Origin of the sequence: Paraburkholderia sp. SECH4 (genome assembly GCF_030511745.1) — a bacterium.
GTDB classification, from domain to species: domain Bacteria; phylum Pseudomonadota; class Gammaproteobacteria; order Burkholderiales; family Burkholderiaceae; genus Paraburkholderia; species Paraburkholderia madseniana.
The window spans coordinates 56,859-74,741 of record NZ_JALOCP010000040.1; the positions used below are offsets into that span (position 1 = coordinate 56,859).

The following is a 17,883-nucleotide window of genomic DNA, read 5'->3' on the forward strand; positions in this document are numbered from 1 at the left end:
GGGGCGAGTGGGGCGGCGCGACCCGCCGCCTCAACTCCGCTTGCAGAAAATCGCCGTTACGAGCGGCGCCACCCGATGCACGATCGCTGTGCTGCCGGTCTCGGCGAGCGCGGCCTGGACCTTGGATTCGCCGCCGAACACCACGACACCATAGGCGGAGCGGGCCACGGGTTCACCGTCGCCGACGCGGAACATCGGATCGTCTTTTTCGTAGCCGACCACCGCGAAAACGTGAAAGCCGAATGCGGTCAGGTCGGCGCCCTGCACCGGCGAAAACGCATTGATGGAGTTGCTTTCGACCCGCATTGGCTTCGGATCGATCAACTGCTGCTGGGCGAGATCGGCAATGAACTGATGACCGCTCTCATTGCAGGTGAGCGGTGCGTCGAGAGCGGCAGCATGACTGCTGAGCGGCAGCGCGGCGGCGGCGAGCGCAAGGAGTACGGATGAAAAGAAGCGTTTCATATACGTGAATGGCGACCCGCGTTCGATGTAGTGAGTTCGCAACGAGTGGCGGCGATGCGCCGCACCCCGAAAAGACATTGCGCATCGACGTGATCTGGTGTGACAGGCGCAACTGGATTCGCACTTTAACGTGATTCGGCATATCTTGCGCGGCGCCTGGCACGCATCGGCAACAATGAGCCCTTAAGAAAACGTTAAGGAAGGAAGCAAGCTTTTACGATCCCGTATATATTTCCGGGTTATGAATTCGCGACCACCAATTCCAATTAACGTTCCGGCCCCCAGAACATGGGATGCGAGGCTCGCCCGCCGACTAGTCACGCCGCTCGTCAACACCTGGGTCACGCCGAACCATCTGACCACGCTGCGCCTGCTGATCGGGCTCGCCGGCGCGCTCTGTCTCGCTCACGGCGGATTTGCGTGGGTCAATGCGGGCGCCTCTCTGATCGTGCTGTCGAACTTTGTCGACCACACAGATGGCGAACTCGCGCGCATCGGCGGAAAGTCGAGCCGGATCGGTCATTTTTACGACCTGGCTTGCGACGCACTCGTGACCGTCATGTTGTTCGTCGGCATGGGTGTCGGTTCGACGCATGTCGGCTCATTGAAAGTTTCACCCGGCTGGCTGGGTGCCGTGGCGGGCGTTGCGGTTGCGCTGATTTTCTTCCTGCGTATGCGCATCGAGGAGATGGCGGGCAAGGCAGGTACAAAGCAGGCGTCGGTCGGCGGTTTCGAAACCGAAGACGTGCTGTACCTGCTTCCCATCGTCACGCTGACGAGCGTCGTCATGCCGTTCGTTGTGGTCGCGTCAATCGGCGCGCCGCTGTTTGCCGTCTGGGTGGTGGTCGATTACTGGCGCGTCGCGCGCCGCGCCGAGCGCTCGGCGGCCGCCCCTGCCAAGGCGTCTGAAACCAGTCAAATGTGGGCCAGTGAATGAGTATGCACGCCGAAGACGACGTGATCGCACCAATCTCAGTTGAACGTTCGCCGGCCTCCTCGTTGGCCTCGTCGACCGTGTCTGCGCCGAATGCCGATCGCGCCGTAGCGAGCCGCACGCTCACGTTCGACACACGGCGTCTCTCAAAGGATTTCGCCGATCAGGGCGCGTTCCTGTATCTGGAAGATTTCCTCGCGCCCGAAGTCACCGCCCAGCTCGTGCAGAGCGCGCGCGGCCTCCTCGACGAAGTGAACCGCAACTATCTGCCGGGCCACAAGCAGGGCGGCAGCGTCAGCCGTCATACGATCGACCGTCTCGCGCCGTTCATCGCCGAACTGTATCGCTCGAAGGAACTGATCGGCTGGCTCGAACAACTCAGCGGCGACAAGCTGCAAGTGTCGCCCGCGGACGATCCGCACGCCTATGCGCTGTACTACTACACGCGGGCCGGCGACCACATCGGCTGGCACTACGATACTTCGTACTATGACGGCCGCCGTTATACGCTGCTGCTCGGCGTGATCGACGAATCGTCGTGCCGGCTCGATTACGAATTGCATACGCGCAATCCGGACGTGGCGGATCAACCCGGCTCGGTGCAGATTCCGCCGGGCGGCCTGGTGTTCTTCGACGGCGACAAGCTGCGTCATCGCATCACGCCGGCCGGTGCAAAAGAAATGCGCGTGTCGCTCACCTTCGAATACGTCACCGACCCGAACATGCGGCCGTGGCGCCGTTTTATCTCGAACATGAAGGACGCGATTGCGTACTTCGGTTTCCGCCAGGTTTTCCGTCAGATGACGAAACGCCGCAAGGACCCCGCATGACACGCGCCGCCCTGATTCTGCTGTCGATCGGGACGGCGCTCTTTGTCGGCCTGCTCGCGTGGCAGGGTTTCGGCTCCGTGGCCTCGGCGCTGGCCGCGGCCGGCTGGGGGCTCGTGCTTGTCGCGGCGTTTCACCTCGTGCCGCTGGTGCTCGACGCCGGCGCAATCTCGGTGCTGTTCCAGCGTCAGCGCGACTGCGTGCATCACGACGCGACGGTGCGCGACACATTGTTCGCACGCTGGATCGGCGAATCGGTGAATAGCCTGTTGCCGGCCGGCCAGATCGGCGGCCCGGTGGTGATGGTGCGGCAACTGTCCCAGCGCGGCATGCGCATGCGTGACGCGGCCGCCGCCGTCACCGTCAGCACCACGGCGCAGGCGGTCGCGCAAATCGTCTTCGCGTTGCTCGGGCTGCTGCTGTTCGGCGCCTATGCCGCGCACGGTGCGCTTCACGATCTGCGAACCGCCACGCTGATTGCCACCGGCGTGCTGGGTACGATGATTGCGGGCTTCTACTATGCGCAGCGGCACGGCCTGTTCGGCCGTTTGCTGGGCGTGGTGTCGAAGCTGTTCGGCAAGCGCGACTGGTCGTCGCTGATGACGCGCGCCGAAGCCGTCGACGCCGCCGTGCAGGCGATCTACCGCGAGCGCGGCCGCGTCGCGGCAAGCTTCGCACTGAGTCTGGTGGGCTGGATCGTCGGCACGGTCGAGGTGTGGCTCGCGCTGCGCTTTCTCGGCCATCCGGTCGACTGGGTCGACGCGCTCCTGCTCGAAAGTCTCGGGCAGGCGATTCGTGGCGCGGCGTTCATGATCCCAGGTTCGCTCGGCGTGCAGGAAGGGGGTTATCTGCTGCTCGCGCCGCTCGTGGGTTTGCCGCCGGACGCGGCGCTGGCGTTGTCGCTCGCCAAGCGCGCACGTGAAATCCTGCTCGGTTTGCCTGGACTACTGGTTTTGCACTTCAGCGAACGAAGCTGGCAACGGCGGCGCGCCACAACGCGCGTGCCGGTTGTCGATTAATCTCCGAATTTTTAAAGGACTGCGCATGCGTGCCATCATCCTCGCAGCGGGCCTCGGCCTGCGTCTCCAGCAACCGCCGCAGGCACAGTTCCCGAAGTGCCTGTTGCAGTTCGACGGCATGAGCCTGCTCGAGCGGCATCTGCAAATGCTGGAAACCGCCGGCGTGACCGACGTCGTGCTGGCGCTCGGTTTTCAGCCTGAATCGGTGCAGGCGGAACTGGAGCGGATCAACTGGCCGCATAAAGTGGAAATCGTGCTGAACCCGCGTTACGACCTGGGCAGCGTGCTGACGGTGCATACGGTGGCCGAGGCGCTCACGCGCGGCGGCGACGTGCTGCTGATGGACGCCGACGTGCTCTACGACGAGCGCATTCTGAGTGCGCTGGTGGAGGGCGAGACGGTCAACCGCCTGTTGATCGACCGTGATTTCGAAGCCGGCGACGAACCCGTCAAGCTGTGCCTGAAAGACGGCGTGCCGGTCGAATTGCGCAAGCAGCTCGCCGTCAATCTCGAGTACGACACCATCGGCGAATCGGTGGGCTTCTTCCGCTTCCGCCAGGAAACCGCGCAACGGTTCGCGCAGATCGTTGCAGGCTACGTGGATAGTGGCCGGGCCAACATGCCGCACGAAGAAGCGGTACGCGACCTGCTGCTGGAGCGCAGCCAGGTATTCGACACGGCCGACGTGACCGGCGCGCCGTGGATCGAGATCGACTTCCCGAACGACGTCGCTCGCGCAAGCACCGAGATTCTGCCGCAGTTGCAACCGCTGGTCAGTGCATCGCGTTAAGTCCTGCTCCTGAATTGCTGCTGTATTGCATGGTGAGCCGGCTGTATGCCGGCTTACCATCGCGTCGTTATTTTCCCTTCTTTTTCGCGCCTGTTTTTTGAAAGCCGTTCTGTCTCGTTGCGCGCTCAACTATTGGGCGGCGCATATCAACGCGTCGTCCGCGCCAGTACGAAAAGGCTTCGCTTAACAACATCTGTTGTCGATGCGATGCCATAATCGCAGCTTTACACCGACGGCTTTGCAACCCGTCGTCATGCCAATGCCTCTCGCTTTAGGCGCTTTCATTGTTCCGCTGATCGTCGCGTGTGCGATGTTCATGGAAAACGTAGACGGCACGGTCATCGTGACGTCGCTCCCCGTTCTGGCGCGCGATCTAGGCCAGGACCCCATCACCCTCAAGCTCGCCGTGACGGCTTATGTCATCGGCCTCGGCGTCTTCATTCCGATTTGCGGCTGGGTCGCTGACCGCTTCGGTTCCCGCACCGTCTTTCGCACCGCCATCGGCATCTTCATGGCCGGCTCGCTGATGTGCGCGGCGTCCACGTCACTCGGCACCTTCGTGGTTGCGCGCTTCGTGCAAGGCATCGGCGGCGCGATGATGGTGCCGGTGGGGCGCATCATCATTTTCCGCTCGGTGCCGAAGTCGGACTTCATTCGCGCGGTCAACTATCTGACGGTGCCCGCGTTGCTCGGGCCGGTAGTTGGGCCGCCGCTGGGTGGGTTCATCACGACCTATCTGCACTGGCGCCTGATCTTCTTCATCAACATTCCAATCGGCCTGCTGGGTATCTGGCTTGCGAACAAGCACATTGCCAACGTGCGTGAAGCGCATCCCGGCCGGCTCGACTGGACCGGCTTCGTGTTGTCGGCGAGCGGGGCGTCGCTGTTCATGCTGGGGCTCTCGCTGGTAGGCGGCGAACTGGTGTCCAACTCGGTATCGGTCAGCATGTGTGTGTTCGGCGTACTGCTGCTGGTGGTGTACGTGCTGTACGCGAACCGCGTCGAATTGCCGGTGCTCGATTTGCGGCTGTTGCGCATTCCGAGTTTTCACGCGAGCGTGGTGGGTGGTTCGCTGTTTCGCATTGGCCTCGGCGCGGTGCCGTTTCTGTTGCCGCTTGCGTTGCAGGAAGGTCTGGGCATGACGGCGTTCAAGTCGGGGTCGATTACCTGCGCGTCCGCATTCGGCTCGATCTTCATGAAGGCGGCCGCGTCGCGCATTCTCGAACGGTTCGGTTTTCGCACTGTGCTGATGTTCAATGCCGGTTGCGCGGGCCTTGCGATTGCCGTCTACGGTCTGTTCTTTCCCGGCACGCCGCATTGGTTGATCTGGTGTGTGGTGCTGTTCGGCGGCTTCTTCCCGTCCTTGCAATTCACCTCGTTGAATACTTTGGCGTATGCGGATATTCCAAGCCGCGACGTTGGCCGCGCGACGAGCGTGGCGAGCGTGATCCAGCAGATCTCGTTGGGGCTCGGTGTGACGATCGCGGGCATCGTGCTGCAAATCTCGCATAACGTGCAGGGTCATTCGACCATCGTGTTCTCCGACTTCTGGCCGGCGTTCCTCGTGGTCGGCCTGTTCTCGTTCCTGTCGATTCCGGTGACCGCGCGCTTGCCGCAAGGCGCCGGCGACGAAATCGCACGCGGCAACCGCGGTAGCGCCTGAGTGTTCAACTCTCGGTGCGCTGGGTCTCGTGGTGCGGCGCACTGACTGTGTTCGATGCCGATTCGAGCATGGCTACACGCGGTAATTAGTGTTGTTAAATGGGGCGGTTTTTGTGTGCTGCAGCATGCACCATATGCGTGCAACAGCTTCGCAAACGGCGGGCCGCCATGTTATAAGCCCAAGACAGTTTTCGTTTTGTCAGATGAAAGCGTCGTCTTGGAGGATGCCCAATGAAGTTGTTTCAAAACGCCAAATCGTCCGTTAGCGGACTTGCACTGGCCGCACTCGTCTCTGTTTCAAGCGGCTTTCTCGAAGCCACTCCAGCCTTTGCCAAAGCGCCCGCGAAAGCGCAGCCGGCAATTCTCACGGCATCCGCCATTGCGGTCGCCGACAAGTACAGCGCCGACGCCGCAGAACAGATCTTCAAGGAAGGTGGCAACGCCGTCGACGCGGCAGTCGCGATCGCCTTCACGCTTGCCGTGACGTATCCGGAAGCGGGTAATATCGGCGGCGGCGGTTTCATGACGCTGTATGTCGATGGCAAGCCATACTTCCTCGACTATCGCGAACGCGCCCCGCTGGCCGCGACAAAGAACATGTACCTCGACGACAAGGGCGAGGTCATCAAGGGCATGAGCCTGTTCGGTTATCGCGCGGTGGGCGTGCCGGGCACTGTCGACGGCATGTGGCAAGCGCAGCGCCGCTTCGGCAAGCTCAAATGGAAGCAGGTGCTCGCACCGGCCATTCATTACGCACGCGACGGCTTCGAAGTCAGCGAGCAATTGCAGCAACGCCGCGACGACGCCGCGAAAGATTTTGCCGGCAAGACCAACTTCGATACCTACTTCGGCAATCTGAAGCAGGGCGTCAACTTCAAGCAACCGGATCTCGCCGCCGTGCTGCAGCGCATTTCGGATCAGGGCGCGAAAGACTTCTACTCGGGCAAGACGGCTGATCTGATCGCGGCGTCCATGCGCGGTCACGGTCTGATTACGAAGGCCGATCTGCAGCAGTACAAGGCGGTGTGGCGTCAGCCGATCCAGGCGGACTGGAACGGCTATCGCGTGATTACCGCGCCGCCCCCGAGTTCGGGCGGTATCGGCCTCGTGCAGTTGCTGAAGATGAAGGCCGACAATGCGCCCGACTTCAAGGACGTCAAGCTCAATTCCGCGCAATACGTGCATCTGATCGCTGAAATCGAGAAGCGTGTGTTCGCCGATCGCGCACAGTATCTCGGCGATCCGGACTTCTACAAGGTGCCGGTCGCGCAATTGACCGACGACGCGTACATCGCCAAGCGTGCGGCGGAAGTCAATCCGAATGCACCGTCCGATACGAAGAGCATCCAGGCCGGCCTCGGCACCTCGATGCCGGAGAAAGCGGAAACCACGCACTTCTCCGTGATCGACAAGTGGGGTAATGCGGTGTCGAACACGTACACCATCAACGGCTATTTCGGCTCGGGCGTGGTGGCGGATCGCACGGGTATCGTGCTGAACGACGAGATGGACGACTTCTCCGCTAAGCCGGGCGTTGCGAACATGTTCGGTGTGGTGGGCAGCGACGCGAATTCGATTGCACCGAAGAAGCGCCCGCTGTCGTCGATGAGCCCGACGATTCTGACCAGGGACGGCAAGGTGTCGCTCGTGATCGGCACGCCGGGCGGCTCGCGCATCTTCACGTCGATCTTCCAGGTGATCAACAACGTCTACGACTTCAACATGCCCTTGCAGGAAGCCGTGGGCGCGATGCGCTTCCATCACCAACTGTTGCCGCCGAACACGATCTTCTGGGAGCCGTACAAGCCGATCGAGGGCGAACTCGCCAAGCAGATCGAAGCCAAGGGCTACACGCTGAAGGGGCAGGATTTCAGCGGCGACATCCAGGCGATCAAGGTCAATGGCGATACGCCGGAAGCCGCAGCCGATCCGCGTGGGCGTGGCGTGACGCGGGTGATTCAGTAAGCGTTTGACTTCAATCGTTTAAGTGCATCTGAGCGGCGCGTCTTTACGGATGCGCTGCATGCAGAAAAAAGGCCTCGCGCTCAAATTGAGCGCGAGGCCTTTTTTATCCGTGAGATTGATTGAATGCGAGGCCCTTTCCTCCACAGGCAGTCGAGCGAATCAGATCGTCTGCTCGACCGGCGTCAAGGTCAATTCGAGCCGCTGCGCGCCGCGCAACACGGTCACGTTGACCGGCTTGTCGATACGCGACACATCGAGCGTGCGTTGCAGGCTATCGACGTCTTGCACCGCAAGCGCATCGATCGCGACGATCGTGTCGTCGGTGCGCAGACCGCCGAACGCGGCCGGGCTGCCTTTGACGATTTCCATGACGTGCACGCCGCTCTCCGAGCTCAGGCCGAAATAGCGCTGCACGCGGCGCGACAGCGGTCTCGTGGTGCCGGCCACGCCGATGTACGCACGCCGCACGCGGCCGTGCGCGAAGATCTGCATGATGACCCACTTGGCCGTATCGATCGCGGTGGCGAAGCAGATCGCCTGCGCGCCGGGAATGATCGCGGTGTTCACGCCGATCACCTGACCGGCCGAATTGATCAGCGGGCCGCCCGAATTGCCGGGATTGAGCGCGGCATCCGTCTGGATCACGTCGTAGATCATGCGGCCCGAATTCGAACGCAGCGAGCGGCCGAGCGCCGAGACCACGCCGGTCGTCACGGTTTGCGCGAGACCGAGCGGATTGCCGACCGCGATCGCGATCTGGCCGACGCGCAGCTTCGACGATTCGCCGAGTTCGACGTGCGCTAGTGGCTCCGGCGAGCCGATGCGCAGCACGGCCAGATCGCTGCCGGGGTCGTCACCGACCTGATCGGCGTCGAATTTCGCGCCGTCGGCGAGCGTCACCTTGATATGCGTGGCGCCGTGCACAACGTGGCTGTTGGTGAGCAGATAGCCGTCAGGCGTGAACAGAAAACCCGAGCCTGTGCCGCCACGCGCGCCGCGGCTGTCGCGCCCGGACGGCGCGCCGGGCAGCCGGCGTTCGACGGAAATGAAGGCGACCGCCTGCTGAACGCGTTCCAACGCGCCGATCACGGTGCGGGAATAGGCGTCGAGCAAGGCGTCGTCGGATAAAGCGGTGAGTGGATCGGACCCGGGGGCGTCGGATGTGGCGCGCGACAGGTCATCGATGAAGCGTGGACGGCTTCCCATGGCGATGCTCCGGATAAACGGGAATCCAGATGCGGGGCGGCGGGCGGGTTTTTCAAGTGCGGGCGAGGCGGCGCGCTCGAGGCTGCTTGTGAGACACTTTCTAGTGTCAGCCCACGCCAAAGCGGGGGTCGTCGTAGAGGCTGAAGCGCCGGCCAATGCCCGGACCAACGCCGGCGCCAAGGTCCGCGCCAAGACCCGCGATGTCCGGGCCGACGCCATAGAAGCCCGCCAGGCGCCGCCATACCAGGGAGACAGCCGCCATGAACTCGTCCACCACTTCCGCCGCAGCCTCTGCCTCGGCGAGCGCCTCGAGCGCGCCGACAGACTCGACAGAACCAACCGAGCCGCGCATCGAGTCCCTCAGCGCCATCACGCTCGCCACCCGCAATATGCCCCGCGCGGTGCTGTTTTACGAAGCGCTCGGTTTTCCGATCAAATTCGGTGGTTCGCAGGAAGCGTTTACCTCGTTTGCATTCGGCGGTTCGTATCTGAACCTGATCGTCGATACGCGTGCGCCAGTCAACTGGTGGGGCCGCGTGATCATTTATGTCTCGGACGTCGACGCGCTTTACCGGAAGGCGCTGGCGGCGGGTTTGAAGCCATCGCTCGAACCGTCCGATGCGCCGTGGGGCGAGCGCTATTTCCACATGACCGATCCCGATGGCCACGAACTCAGCTTCGCGAAGCCGTTGCGTTAGCGCCGGGCGGCCGCGCTAAACTCGCTATCATGGATGGGCTATAAGGCGCGCAAGCCTCCGGCGAGCGCCCGTGCCCCAAGGTGCGGCCGCCGCGCTGGTAACACGGCTGACACCTCGTGCTTCGATAATCGAACCCGTTCGCGACGCGCATGCGCCGCGCGCCTAACCATTTCCGTTGCCAGGAGAGTCGCAATGAAAGAGCTGGATCCGAGACCCGAGGCCGAAGTCATGGCAGAACGGCAGCGCCGTTTCGAAGAGGACCTTATCGATGCGTACGACGAGGAACTCGAAATGGAGGTCGACGACCGTATCATCGACGGCGCGGAGGGCTTCACGCCCGAGCATCGCGAGGCGCGCAAGGTGTACTTCCGCGAGCTGTTCCGGTTGCAGGGCGAACTCGTCAAACTGCAGGACTGGATCGTGCAGACCGGGCACCGGCTGGTGGTGATTTTCGAAGGACGCGACGCGGCGGGCAAGGGCGGCGCGATCAAGCGCATCACGCAGCGGCTCAATCCGCGCGTGTGCCGCGTGGCGGCATTGCCGGCGCCGAACAACCGCGAACGCACGCAATGGTATTTCCAGCGTTACGTGTCGCATCTGCCGGCCGGCGGCGAAATGGTGCTGTTTGACCGCAGTTGGTATAACCGCGCGGGCGTCGAGCGTGTGATGAATTTTTGCAGCGATGACGAGTACGAAGAGTTTTTCCGCTCGGTGCCGGAATTCGAAAAGATGCTGGCACGAAGCGGCGTGCAGATTCTCAAATACTGGTTTTCGATCACGGACGAAGAACAGGAAATCCGCTTTCAGAACCGCATCCACGATCCGCTGAAGCAGTGGAAGCTGAGTCCGATGGATCTGGAAAGCCGGCGCCGCTGGGAAGCGTATACGCAGGCGAAAGAAGTCATGCTGCAGCGCTCGCATATTCCCGAGGCGCCGTGGTGGGTCGTGCAGGCGGTCGACAAGAAACGCGCGCGCCTGAACTGCATTCATCATCTGCTGAGCCAGGTGCCGTATCACGAGATCGAGCATTCGCGCGTCGAGTTGCCGGCGCGGGTCTATCACGACGAATACAGCCGCCAGCCGGTGCCGTCGTCGATGATCGTGCCTGAAATTTATTGATCGATCTATGCTCGGTGAAATGAAAAAAGCGCGGCAAAAACCGCGCTTTTTTTTATTTCGCCGTTGCCGGACTTGCACCCGGCAGCAGCGGTCTCAGCCGTTTCAGAACACCATCCGGAACACCCAGTACAAGCCCCCGGCCAGCGCGATTGAGACCGGCAGCGTCAGCACCCACGCGAGGATCAGGCTGCGCACGGTGGCCCATTGCAAGCCGGAGCCGTTGGCCGCCATAGTCCCGGCCACGCCTGACGACAGCACGTGCGTCGTCGAGACCGGCAAGCCGTACATGTCGGCCGCGCCAATCGTCAGCATCGCCACCAATTCAGCCGACGCACCCTGTCCATAGGTCAGATGCTGCTTGCCGATCTTCTCGCCGACGGTAACGACGATGCGCTTCCATCCGACCATCGTCCCGAGACCGAGGGCGATAGCGACGGCAACCTTCACCCACGTCGGAATGAACTTGGTGGCGTGATCGGTTTGCGCCTTGAAGTTGTCGATCGCTTTGGCATCTTCCGGCGAGAAGGCCGGCTGCTTGCTCTTCTTCATCAGGCGGATCGCTTCGGAGGCGACATACATATTGTTGCGTACGTTATCGACGATATTTTGCGGCACGGCGGCCATCGATCCCGATGCGCCGACCTGCTGACCGATCAGAGCGGTGAGTTGCTGCAAGGCCGGCACGGTGGCGGGCGTCAACTGACGAGTGCGCACGTACGCTTCGACTTCGTCGCGCGGATTGGCAGACGGTGCCGCGCCGTGTGTGTATTTGCCGAGCGTGTCGGCGGTGTGTTGTGCCACAGCGATGAAGGTCTGCGTTTCCGCCGGCGTGACCGCCTTGTTCAGCGCGTAGGCTGTCGGCACGGTGCCGATCAGGATCAGCATGATGAGCCCCATGCCTTTCTGCCCGTCATTCGAACCGTGTGCGAACGAAACGCCCGTACAGGTCAGAATCAGCAGGCTGCGAATCCAGAACGGCGGCGGCTCCTTGCCTTTAGGCTCGGCATACAACGCGGGAACCCGCACCACTGCTTTCAGGATCAGCAGCAGCAACCCGGCGGCAAGAAAGCCGATCAGCGGCGAAAACAGTAGCGATTTGCCCACGCCGAGCACCTGATTCCAGTCCACGCCGCTCGTGCCGTTCGCGCCATGTATCAGCTGATTCATCAGACCGACGCCGATGATCGAGCCGATCAGCGTGTGCGAGCTCGATGACGGCAGTCCGAAGTACCACGTGCCGAGATTCCAGATGATCGCCGCGATCAGCAGCGCGAAGACCATTGCGAAGCCCGCGCTGCTGCCCACTTGCAGAATCAGTTCGACGGGCAGAAGCTGCAGAATACCGAACGCAACCGCGCCCGTTGAAGTAAGCACGCCGAGGAAATTCCATCCGCCGGACCAGACCACCGCAATGTTCGGCGCTAGCGAATGCGTGTAGATCACGGTGGCGACCGCGTTGGCTGTGTCATGAAAACCGTTGACGAATTCGAAGCCGAGCGCGATCACGAGCGCAATGCCAAGGAGCAGGTAGGGCAAAAACGAGGCTTCGCGAACGGATTGCAAATCGTCCGCCAGATGCATGGCGCAATAAGCAGCGCCGATCGCAATCACAGCGAGGAAGATGATCAGGCCGATATTGCGCCCCTTTCCACTTGCAGCGCCCGGTTGCGGGTACGAAAGTTCCGGCATGGCGTGAGCCCCAAAAGTTTGTCGCGGAACTGCCGATCCTGCGGTGCCTGTGTGTCTTAACGATGACAGTGGCGTGACAGCTATGCGGGACGGGCGCTCGCGGGAAGGTAGGTACAGATTGGCGCTACAGGAAAGGCTGCCGCTTGCGCGGCGGGGTAGAACGATAAGCGGTCCGAAAAGAACTATGCGCGAACTGCGCCCGGGCAGCGGAGCGGATTTTCCGGTTCAACTGCCGCCAAGGTCGCATACAGACTTGCGTGGACTCGCGCGACCCAGGTCGTCGCCACAATGCGGCGGATTGCAGTCCATGCAACGCGCATTGTCTTGCGGCCATCCTGGTGCAGTTTAGGCGACGCGTCGGCGGATATCCACCAGGACCTTTTTTTGCTAGGCTGACATAAAAGGACCTTCTGAAGGACATCCGATGAAGCGGGCGAGCCGGAAAATCGACAAACAGGCTGCGGACAGCAAGCCGGCCGGCGCAGAACCCTCGGCGGAGGCAGCCTTTGCGTCGTACGCGGCGCCCCTTGTCGATGACGCGATCGAACTCGCTAATGCGGTGCGCGAAGACGCGTCGCCGGAAGCGCTGCACAAACTGCGTGTGTCGCTGCGGCGGTTGCGTTCGTTGTGGTGGGCGTTCGAACCCTTGCTGGACAAAGGCGAGAATACGCGCCAACGGGCGCTGTATAAGTATCTGGCGACGGCAGCCGGAAAGACGCGGGATTGGGACATTCTGATCGAACTGATTGCGCAGGACGAGCGCATTGCGCACGAGATAACGCCTACGCTCCAGGCGGCGCGCAGCGGCGCGTTGGCGACGAGCCGTGAAACGCTTTCGAACGCGGACGTCAAACATTTGCTGCAAGACGCCTTGACCAGCGCCAATAAGGAATTGAACACCGCCCGTGAGCGCGTGCCGCTGCAAAAATTCGCCGACAAGCGCGTGACCGCTTCCGAACGTTCGCTTAACAAACGTATAAAGCGTGCGTCTCAAGCGAAGCGCTCCAACTACGCCGCATTTCATGACGTCAGGAAGGCAGGAAAGAAAGTGCGCTATCTGCTCGAGTTTTTCGAGCCCATTCTGAGCGTCAGCCACAAACGTGTCCTGAAGCGGTTGAAGCAGATTCAGAAGCGTTTCGGTACGCTGAACGATATTGTCGCGAGCGAGATGCTGCTGCGCGACAATATGAGCTTGCTAGCCGGATCCGGCGACACCGATGCAACGCTTGACTGGCTGAAGAAGGAGCGCAAACGCCGGATGCGCGCGGCGGCAGGACTGTTGCGCAAACTGTGATGCGGCTTGCCCAGGTGGTTTAGTCGCGTCGCGGGGCAAACCCGCGCAGCGTTACCGCGCCGCGAACTTCACCGTACGGCTCCGGCTTGCGTTTGCGGGTGGTCGATTCGTCCGTTAGCGGGAGAGGTTCGACGGGAAACCCGCGCCTTTGCCAGGCGTCGAGGCCGCCCCTCAGTGCGCGGATTCGCGTGTAGCCGTTCAGGCGCATCCGTTGCTTGATCTCGACGGCGGTCGCGCTGTCCGGGCAAATGCAATAAATCACCATGTCATGGACGAGCAGCGCGCCGTCGATCTGTTCAGGCGAGTGCGGGTCGAGCGCCAGCACGCCGGGGATGGGATGTAGCGCTTCACCAGTTGAGGCGGGTGGGCGGGCATCCAGGACCTTGGGCGGCGTGATGCGGCGCCATCCAGCGAGTGTCGCTTGCGACGCAGCCGCGGAGGCCGCGTCCGCGAGACGGCGTCGTTCGCGCCGCCGCTGCTGCAGGCGGTACACCAGATAGGCCAACGCTGCGGCCAGCAGAATGTCGAGTACCGTGCCGCCACGCGCTTTGACGAACGCGAGCAGCATATGCAACTGTCTTTCCGCCGCGGCGCCACCGAGTAGCCAGAAGGTGGCCCACATCAGAGCGCCGGCGAGGTCCCACAAAGCGTAGATGCGACTGTCCACCGCTGTCGTGCCCATGAGCGGTGGGGTGATGAGTCCTAGTCCGGGGACGAACTTCGAGATCGACACGAGCGCCACGCCGAAGCGCTCGAATAGCGCGCGGGCCTTGTCGACCCTGGAATCGATCGCCGGGGAGATCCGGCCCAGGGCGGCGATCAGTCTGCGGCCGTAGATGCGGCCGGCGGCGAACCACGTACCGTCGCCGATCAGCGCACCAAGCACGGCGGCGAACAGGATCGGCCAGAAAGACAGTGTGCCGGCGGCGATCGCCGAGCCCGCGAAGAGCAGCACGGGGACCGCGGGGATCGGCAGGCCGAGCCGTGTCAACAGGACGTTCACAAAAACGAACACGCCGCCCCAGGTTGACACCGCCGACGACGGAAACTCTACCAATTGCGGAACTCCTGTTGTGACGGTTGGGCCGCGCTGCGGCCGAAGCTTGTTTTGCCGGGCTGCAAGGTGTGTTCCTGGGCGCGTTTTTCTACGCGCGCGTTCGGTTCGTGTCCAGGGTGGGATTCTATTTCGATCAGGATACTAGATGAGCCCAGGTACAGCGCCGGGCTGTCCTGCCTGAGCGCAAGTCGGATTCGCGCCGGTAAGTCGTGGAGCTGGACGCTTGTTCGAACTGACGGCGTTCCTTGTTTCCCTGGCGGGCGCTTTCTCTGCAATTTCGTTCAAGACCGCGGGCGTGTGCCGCCGCTAATGTGTCTGCTCGTTCAACGGAACAGGACAGTAGCATGAGCTCACGGTACGTCGGATACCTGTTTTGCGCGCTGGCGATGATCGGCGTCGGCAGCACGGTGGTCGTCAGCAAATCGATCGCCAGCGGATTGCCGCCGTTCAGCGCGACCGCACTGCGCTTTGCCATCGCGTTCCCCCTCTTTGTGCTGGTGATGCGCTGGCGTGGCGTACGCTGGCCACGTCTCGATCGACACGATACGTTGCTCGTGATCGCCCAGGCCGGGGCGGGCAGCGTCGGGTATACGGTGTTGCTCATCAGTGGCATGAAGCTCGCCTCGGCCGCCGATGCCGGTGTGATTGCCGGCACCCTGCCGGCGGTGTCGGCCGTGGTCGCCATGCTCGCGCTGGGCGAGCGCCCCGCGCCCGCGTTGATCGGTGCGATTGGCCTCGCCACCTTGGGCGTGCTGGTGTGTACCGTGCGTATCGACGATTTCACCACGCCGCATGCCGCCAGTTCGCTGACAGGTAACGCGCTGGTGTTCGCGGCGATCGTGTGCGAGGCGCTCTTTATCCTGCTCAATCGCAAGTTGCACACCCCGGTCGCGCCGCTGCCGCTATCGGCGTTGATGTGCGGCATCGGTTTGGCAGTGGCGCTCGTGCCGGCATGTTTCGAAAGGCCCTGGAGTATGCCGTTCAATGCGAGCGCCCTGAACGGTGTGCTGTACTACGCGCTTGTGCCGACCGTGGCTGGCTTTGTTCTCTGGTATGCGGGGGCTGCGCGCATCAGCGGCGCGGAAGCTGGGCTCATGACCGCGCTCGTGCCGGTGAGCGCGGTGGCGTTGGCTGCTGTCGTGTTGCGGGAGCCCGTGAGTGCGGCGCAACTTGCGGGTGTTGCATGCGTGCTTGGCGCGGTGTTGCTGGCCACCTTCGGCCAGATGCGTATCGCGCACAGCACGGCGTGAGGCGGCGGCCAACGCCGCAGCCTGATTCGCGGTGCGACCCAACCGCTATCAGGTATTGGCGACGGCCACCACGCCCGGATTGCCCACGATCGACAAAAACTCGCGACGCGTCGACGGATCGGTACGGAACGTGCCCAGCATGCGCGACGTGACCATCGTGACCCCGGCCTTGTGCACGCCCCGGGTGGACATGCACTGATGCGCCGCTTCGAGAATCACACCCACGCCCGCCGGTTGCAGCACGTCGTTCAACGTGTCGGCGATTTGCACCGTCATCTTTTCCTGGATCTGCAGGCGCTTGGCGAATGCATCGACGAGACGTGCCAGCTTCGAAATGCCGACCACCCGATGCCCAGGCAGATAGGCAACGTGCGCCCGCCCGATGATTGGCACCATGTGGTGTTCGCAATAGCTTTCGAAGCGGATATCTTTCAGCACGATCATTTCGTCGTAGCCGTCCACTTCGGAAAAGGTGCGGGCGAGGATCTCACGCGGATCGATCTGATAACCCGCGTAGAACTCCTCATAAGAACGCACCACGCGAGATGGCGTATCGATCAGGCCTTCGCGTTCGGGATTGTCGCCGGCCCAACGCAGCAGCACGCGTACCGCTGCTTCAGCTTCTTCGCGGCTGGGGCGGTCCACTGCGGCCTCGGGTTTGGTTTTCTTCGCTTTACTGCTGGCCATCCGTCGCTCCTCTGGGATTGCGCGTCGACGCTAAACGGAGCGCGCGGGTTCAATGAGTGCGGCCATTGTTCCATGTTTTACGCCGCATCGTGTCGATGCCCCCTCTCGCGGTCGGGGCGTGTGCTTACTTTGGCCACTCGTCCATGTCGTCGTTGAAGAGTTCGGCGACGATACCGCGCAGCCAGCTCGCCCGCGGATCGTTATGAAACTTGCGATGCCAGTGCTGCCGCAGATCGAAGCGCGGCAACGGCAGCGGCGGCTCGACCAGCGTGATCGACGCATGTTCCGACACGTACGCGAAGCCGATAGCGTGCGGCACCGTGGCGAGCAGATCGGTGCGCGCGAGGATGAACGGCAGACTCATGAAGTGCGGCGTTTCGAGGACGGCGCGGCGCTTGATGCGCTTCTTTTCCAGGTAATGTTCGAGGACTTCCTGGCTGCGTCCTTCGGCACGCACGACGGCGTGGCCCGACGCCACGTACTGCGCCAGCGTGAGGGGCGCCTTCGCAAGGGGGTGTCCCGTGCGCATCAGGCAGATGAACCGATGGGTGAAGAGCCGTTGCTGGAAGAAGTTATTGCCCGACAGATCGGGGAAATAGCCCACGGCGAGATCGACGTCGCCCGATTCGAGTCCACGTTCCACCTGCGAGGGCGAGAGCGACACCGAGCGCAGATTCGCATGCGGGGCGCGTTCGGCAAAGAGTTGCAGGAGCCGCGGCAGGAAGACGATTTCGCCGACGTCGGAGAGCGCGAGGGAGAAGGTATGAGTGCTGGTGGCCGGATCGAAGTCCTGCACGTCGAGCATGCCTTTCTCGATGCGCAGAAGCGCGTCGCGGGCGGCGGGGAGGATGGCGAGCGCGCGCGGCGTGGGTTCCATGCCTTTAGAGGTTCGCACGAAGAGCGGATCGGCGAAGTATTCCCGCAGGCGGCCTAACGCGGTGCTCACGCGGGGTTGGCTGACACCTAGTTGCTCCGCTGCGCGGCTGACGTTGCGGGTGTCTTCCATTGCTACCAGGTAGGGGATTAGGTTTAGGTCCAGGGGGGTGTCGGGCATGGCGGGGGTTTTTGCCTGCGGCGCTGCGGGGGTATTTGGAATCTGGATAGAGGGTAGTTTAATAATCTTGGTTTTGGATAGTGGTTTTTTGCCTGCTCGGCGGTTTTTGTCTGTGTTCTTAGGGTGTTGGCCTTTCCTTGAATTGTTAGTGGTCTATTAGCGTTGCC

17 protein-coding genes are annotated in these 17,883 nt (G+C 62.4%); 10 read left to right on the forward strand and 7 right to left on the reverse strand.

The genetic code is table 11. The features are described 5' to 3' along the window. Window positions 1-30: 30 nt before the first annotated feature. Window positions 31-465: a hypothetical protein gene (locus M0D67_RS34775; RefSeq protein WP_154567114.1), complete on the reverse strand. Its 435-nt coding sequence runs from the start codon at window positions 463-465 to the stop codon at window positions 31-33. Window positions 466-706: 241 nt separating this feature from the next. Here M0D67_RS34775 and M0D67_RS34780 point away from each other — a divergent pair, with 241 nt between their 5' ends. From M0D67_RS34780 to ggt, 6 genes are all read left to right on the forward strand, one after another. Continuing rightward, window positions 707-1,402, forward strand: coding sequence for a CDP-alcohol phosphatidyltransferase family protein (locus M0D67_RS34780; RefSeq protein ID WP_266241497.1), 696 nt, complete (start codon window positions 707-709; stop codon window positions 1,400-1,402). After that, window positions 1,399-2,229 (forward strand): 2OG-Fe(II) oxygenase, encoded by an 831-nt coding sequence (locus M0D67_RS34785; protein ID WP_266241499.1) that lies wholly within the window; start codon window positions 1,399-1,401, stop codon window positions 2,227-2,229. The genes M0D67_RS34780 and M0D67_RS34785 overlap by 4 nt, the downstream gene beginning before the upstream one ends. Next, window positions 2,226-3,245 carry a flippase-like domain-containing protein gene (locus M0D67_RS34790; RefSeq protein ID WP_266241501.1) on the forward strand — a complete coding sequence of 340 codons (1,020 nt, stop codon included), beginning with the start codon at window positions 2,226-2,228 and terminating at the stop codon, window positions 3,243-3,245. Before M0D67_RS34785 ends, M0D67_RS34790 begins: the two co-directional genes overlap by 4 nt. Before the next feature lie 25 nt (window positions 3,246-3,270). Continuing rightward, window positions 3,271-4,035 carry a phosphocholine cytidylyltransferase family protein gene (locus M0D67_RS34795; protein WP_266241503.1) on the forward strand — a complete coding sequence of 255 codons (765 nt, stop codon included), beginning with the start codon at window positions 3,271-3,273 and terminating at the stop codon, window positions 4,033-4,035. A 259-nt stretch (window positions 4,036-4,294) separates the two neighbouring features. Continuing rightward, window positions 4,295-5,698, forward strand: a complete 1,404-nt coding sequence (locus tag M0D67_RS34800; RefSeq protein ID WP_266241536.1) for an MFS transporter — start codon at window positions 4,295-4,297, stop codon at window positions 5,696-5,698. Between the two features lie 230 nt (window positions 5,699-5,928). Continuing rightward, window positions 5,929-7,662, forward strand: coding sequence for a gamma-glutamyltransferase (gene ggt / locus M0D67_RS34805; RefSeq protein ID WP_266241505.1), 1,734 nt, complete (start codon window positions 5,929-5,931; stop codon window positions 7,660-7,662). A 159-nt stretch (window positions 7,663-7,821) separates the two neighbouring features. Here ggt and M0D67_RS34810 read toward each other — a convergent pair whose 3' ends face one another. Beyond that, window positions 7,822-8,868, reverse strand: coding sequence for a S1C family serine protease (locus tag M0D67_RS34810; RefSeq protein ID WP_266241507.1), 1,047 nt, complete (start codon window positions 8,866-8,868; stop codon window positions 7,822-7,824). 106 nt (window positions 8,869-8,974) lie between these two features. Beyond that, window positions 8,975-9,130 carry a hypothetical protein gene (locus tag M0D67_RS34815; protein ID WP_266241509.1) on the reverse strand — a complete coding sequence of 52 codons (156 nt, stop codon included), beginning with the start codon at window positions 9,128-9,130 and terminating at the stop codon, window positions 8,975-8,977. Between M0D67_RS34815 and M0D67_RS34820 the strand changes: the two genes are divergently transcribed. Together M0D67_RS34820 and ppk2 are read left to right on the forward strand one after the other, a co-directional pair. Further along, complete coding sequence (locus M0D67_RS34820; RefSeq protein WP_266241511.1) at window positions 9,129-9,566, forward strand: VOC family protein; 438 nt, start codon at window positions 9,129-9,131, stop codon at window positions 9,564-9,566. The two genes, M0D67_RS34815 and M0D67_RS34820, sit on opposite strands and share 2 nt — an antisense overlap. A 192-nt stretch (window positions 9,567-9,758) precedes the next feature. Further along, window positions 9,759-10,685 carry a polyphosphate kinase 2 gene (gene ppk2, locus M0D67_RS34825; RefSeq protein WP_154567110.1) on the forward strand — a complete coding sequence of 309 codons (927 nt, stop codon included), beginning with the start codon at window positions 9,759-9,761 and terminating at the stop codon, window positions 10,683-10,685. 102 nt (window positions 10,686-10,787) lie between these two features. Here the strand turns inward: ppk2 and M0D67_RS34830 are convergent, their stop codons facing one another. Continuing rightward, entirely contained in the window at window positions 10,788-12,374 is a 1,587-nt protein-coding gene (locus M0D67_RS34830; RefSeq protein ID WP_266241513.1) for an inorganic phosphate transporter, read from the reverse strand. A 424-nt stretch (window positions 12,375-12,798) separates the two neighbouring features. On the opposite strand from M0D67_RS34830, the gene M0D67_RS34835 reads away from it, so the two are divergent. Continuing rightward, window positions 12,799-13,668, forward strand: a complete 870-nt coding sequence (locus M0D67_RS34835; protein WP_266241515.1) for a CHAD domain-containing protein — start codon at window positions 12,799-12,801, stop codon at window positions 13,666-13,668. A gap of 19 nt (window positions 13,669-13,687) precedes the next feature. Here the strand turns inward: M0D67_RS34835 and M0D67_RS34840 are convergent, their stop codons facing one another. Further along, on the reverse strand, window positions 13,688-14,725 hold the full coding sequence (locus M0D67_RS34840; RefSeq protein WP_266241517.1) for a VTT domain-containing protein: 1,038 nt from the start codon (window positions 14,723-14,725) through the stop codon (window positions 13,688-13,690). 344 nt (window positions 14,726-15,069) lie between these two features. On the opposite strand from M0D67_RS34840, the gene M0D67_RS34845 reads away from it, so the two are divergent. Then, the gene (locus tag M0D67_RS34845; protein ID WP_266241519.1) at window positions 15,070-15,975 is read left to right on the forward strand and encodes a DMT family transporter; all 906 of its coding nucleotides are present in this window, start codon (window positions 15,070-15,072) and stop codon (window positions 15,973-15,975) included. Window positions 15,976-16,023: 48 nt separating this feature from the next. Here the strand turns inward: M0D67_RS34845 and folE are convergent, their stop codons facing one another. Both folE and M0D67_RS34855 read right to left on the reverse strand, forming a co-directional pair. Then, window positions 16,024-16,662, reverse strand: coding sequence for a GTP cyclohydrolase I FolE (gene folE / locus M0D67_RS34850; RefSeq protein ID WP_266241521.1), 639 nt, complete (start codon window positions 16,660-16,662; stop codon window positions 16,024-16,026). A gap of 124 nt (window positions 16,663-16,786) precedes the next feature. Beyond that, on the reverse strand, window positions 16,787-17,716 hold the full coding sequence (locus M0D67_RS34855) for a LysR family transcriptional regulator (RefSeq protein ID WP_266241523.1): 930 nt from the start codon (window positions 17,714-17,716) through the stop codon (window positions 16,787-16,789). Between the last annotated feature and the right edge of the window lie 167 nt (window positions 17,717-17,883).

Coding starts and splice junctions, on each gene's coding strand:
- M0D67_RS34775 (WP_154567114.1), bottom strand. CDS start 465: ATGAAACGCTTCTTTTCATCCGTACTCCTTGCGCTCGCCGCCGCCGCG.
- M0D67_RS34780 (WP_266241497.1), top strand. CDS start 707: ATGAATTCGCGACCACCAATTCCAATTAACGTTCCGGCCCCCAGAACA.
- M0D67_RS34785 (WP_266241499.1), top strand. CDS start 1,399: ATGAGTATGCACGCCGAAGACGACGTGATCGCACCAATCTCAGTTGAA.
- M0D67_RS34790 (WP_266241501.1), top strand. CDS start 2,226: ATGACACGCGCCGCCCTGATTCTGCTGTCGATCGGGACGGCGCTCTTT.
- M0D67_RS34795 (WP_266241503.1), top strand. CDS start 3,271: ATGCGTGCCATCATCCTCGCAGCGGGCCTCGGCCTGCGTCTCCAGCAA.
- M0D67_RS34800 (WP_266241536.1), top strand. CDS start 4,295: ATGCCTCTCGCTTTAGGCGCTTTCATTGTTCCGCTGATCGTCGCGTGT.
- ggt (WP_266241505.1), top strand. CDS start 5,929: ATGAAGTTGTTTCAAAACGCCAAATCGTCCGTTAGCGGACTTGCACTG.
- M0D67_RS34810 (WP_266241507.1), bottom strand. CDS start 8,868: ATGGGAAGCCGTCCACGCTTCATCGATGACCTGTCGCGCGCCACATCC.
- M0D67_RS34820 (WP_266241511.1), top strand. CDS start 9,129: ATGAACTCGTCCACCACTTCCGCCGCAGCCTCTGCCTCGGCGAGCGCC.
- M0D67_RS34815 (WP_266241509.1), bottom strand. CDS start 9,130: ATGGCGGCTGTCTCCCTGGTATGGCGGCGCCTGGCGGGCTTCTATGGC.
- ppk2 (WP_154567110.1), top strand. CDS start 9,759: ATGAAAGAGCTGGATCCGAGACCCGAGGCCGAAGTCATGGCAGAACGG.
- M0D67_RS34830 (WP_266241513.1), bottom strand. CDS start 12,374: ATGCCGGAACTTTCGTACCCGCAACCGGGCGCTGCAAGTGGAAAGGGG.
- M0D67_RS34835 (WP_266241515.1), top strand. CDS start 12,799: ATGAAGCGGGCGAGCCGGAAAATCGACAAACAGGCTGCGGACAGCAAG.
- M0D67_RS34845 (WP_266241519.1), top strand. CDS start 15,070: ATGAGCTCACGGTACGTCGGATACCTGTTTTGCGCGCTGGCGATGATC.
- folE (WP_266241521.1), bottom strand. CDS start 16,662: ATGGCCAGCAGTAAAGCGAAGAAAACCAAACCCGAGGCCGCAGTGGAC.
- M0D67_RS34855 (WP_266241523.1), bottom strand. CDS start 17,716: ATGCCCGACACCCCCCTGGACCTAAACCTAATCCCCTACCTGGTAGCA.